Below are 2,300 nucleotides of genomic sequence, written 5' to 3'. Positions count from 1 at the left end.
CACCCAGCATGACGGAGAGCCCCGTCAGCGCCAGCGCGACGCTTAAGCCGCGACGTCGATCGGTCATGGTCTTCGTCATCGCTTGATCCCCTCTTGCCCCGATCCTTGCCCCGTTCCCCAAGCCGTCCCTCGGTCTCAGTCGATGATGAAGCCGAAATCGCCGCGGGCGCCGTCGATCGGATCGACGCGGCGCGCGATGCCATAGAGGCGGTTCATACGGCCGAGCAGCGCCGTCTGCGCATCCGAAGCCGGCGCGAAGCCGTCGTCGGGCCGCGACAATTCCTTCTGGGCGACCGCACGCACCACATAGGGCGTCACGATCACCATCAGCTCGGTCTCGTTGTTGACGAAGTCCTGGCTGCGGAACAGCGCGCCGATGATCGGCACCTGGTCGACGCCGGGCAGGCCGTTGATCGCCTGCTTGGTCTGCTGCTGGATCAGGCCGGCCATCGCCATCGAGCCGCCCGAGGGAATCTCGAGCGTGGTCTCGGCGCGGCGGGTCTGGATCGAGGGGATGGTGATCGAGCTGGTCTGGCCCGCGGACACCGCCTGCGTCACGGAGATGGCGTTCTGATTGGACAGCTCCGAGACTTCGGTCATCACGCGCAGGCTGATACGTCCCTCGCTGAGCACGACCGGCGTGAAGTTCAGGGAGATGCCGAACTTCTTGTAGGTGATCTGGGTGGTACAGACGTGGGTGACCGGATCGCAGGAATAGCCCGCAGGGATCGGGAATTCGCCGCCGGCGATGAAAGTGGCGGACTCGCCGGAGATCGCCGTCAGGCTCGGCTCGGCCAGCGTCCGCATCACGCCGGCGCTTTCCATCGCGCGCATCGTGGCGTTGACGGTGGCCACGCCTTTTGCCAGTCCGGTAAGGCCGAGCCCGTTGCTGGTTACGAGCGGGCCGCCAGAGACCGAGAACGGGTTGGAATTGTTGAAGTTCACGACCGCGGTGCCGGCATTCAGGCTGGCGCTGAGATCGACGCCCAATTGCTTGACGATGTCGCGGCGCACTTCGCCGACGACGACCTTGAGCATCACCTGGTCGCGGCCGCGCACGACGATGTTGTTGACCACCTTGTCGGAGCCGCCGACCAGCTTGGCGGCGACGTCGCCGGCCTGCTGCGCCTCGACCGGGCTCGACACCGAGCCGGTCAGCATCACGCTGTCGCCGACGCCTTCGATCTGCACGCCCGGCAGCGACTGGCGCAGCGCGGCACGCATGCCGTTGAGGTCGCGCTTCACGGCGATGTCGTAGGCGGCGACCTGCTGGCCGTCGGCGGTGAAGAACACGACGTTGGTCTGGCCGACCTGGCCGCCGATGATATAGGCGCGCTGGGCCGAGCGGATCACCGCGTTGGCGATCTTGGGATCGGCCACCAGCACGTCCTTGACCTCGCGGGGCAGGTCGATGACGACCGACTTGCCGACGCCGAGCGACAGGAAACGCGTCTTCGCCGGCGCGATCGTCCCGACCGACGCCACGCCGAGATCCGGCGCCTGCATCGGCGCCTGGTCGCCGACCGGCGTTTCGGCGGCGCCGACGAGGCTGGGCGCTGCGAGCAGCCCCAGCATCAACATCGCCCCCGTCCAGAACGTGCGTGCGCGATTCCCCCGAATGCGCAAGCCCGCCCGATCATCCCCGTAGTTCATTATGTCCCCATCACTTCTGTGACGTCAGTTGTCGCACCTGGACGCCGTAGCGGATCACGTTGACTCCGCCGGAACGCTTGATCGCCAAATCCTCGGCCGTGAGCTCGGCTGCGTTGGCATCGACGATGCTCCGCAGCGCAAGCTGGAGCGTGCCGCCCTGGCGCGCCGCGGCGAGCGTTGCGACCTGGTCCGGCTTGAGCTCGAGSGTRACGGTCTTGCCGASCACSGYRTTCTGGCCGTCCTTYTCCTTCGGCGCCTGGTCGATCGCGAGCACGCGGACATTGCTCAGGATGACCTCGGACAGGATGAGGTCGTTGCCCGCGGTCGTGCTGTTGGCGTCGGGATTCTTCAGGCGGCGGGTCAGGACGATGTCGACGCGGTCGTTSGGCAGGATGAAGCCGCCKGCKCCGGTCTCGGSYGAWATCTCGGTSGARAYSGCGCGCATGCCSGWSGGCAGRATYGCSGCCATGAAGCCGGAGCCTTCGGCCYTSACCAGYTTCTGSTCGCGGATCGGCTCGCCCTGCATCAACGGCACGCGTGCGATCGAGCCAGCGATCTGGGTCTGCGCCTCGGGCCTGCTGTCGCGGCGGATGAAAGCGCTGCTCGCGGTGGTCGACGGCCAGGGCTCGCGGTGGTCGACGGCCAGG

At 67.2% G+C, this 2,300-nt stretch carries 2 protein-coding genes; both read right to left on the bottom strand.

Annotation, left to right across the window (positions count from 1 at the left end):
* Window positions 1-135: 135 nt before the first annotated feature.
* Window positions 136-1,653, bottom strand: a complete 1,518-nt coding sequence (locus AC1D00_RS37245; protein WP_135178660.1) for a type II and III secretion system protein family protein — start codon at window positions 1,651-1,653, stop codon at window positions 136-138.
* 10 nt (window positions 1,654-1,663) lie between these two features.
* Window positions 1,664-2,300: Flp pilus assembly protein CpaB (gene cpaB, locus AC1D00_RS37240; RefSeq protein ID WP_477014103.1), on the bottom strand; the 637-nt coding region annotated here is incomplete at its 5' end.

This window comes from Bradyrhizobium sp. P2_E8, assembly GCF_056403875.1.
The sequence above is the reverse complement of the archived record's forward strand: the minus strand, read 5'-3'. Positions and strand labels throughout refer to the sequence as shown.

Excerpts from the sequence above, each read along its gene's own strand:
- AC1D00_RS37245 (WP_135178660.1), bottom strand. The coding sequence starts at position 1,653 with ATGAACTACGGGGATGATCGGGCGGGCTTGCGCATTCGGGGGAATCGC.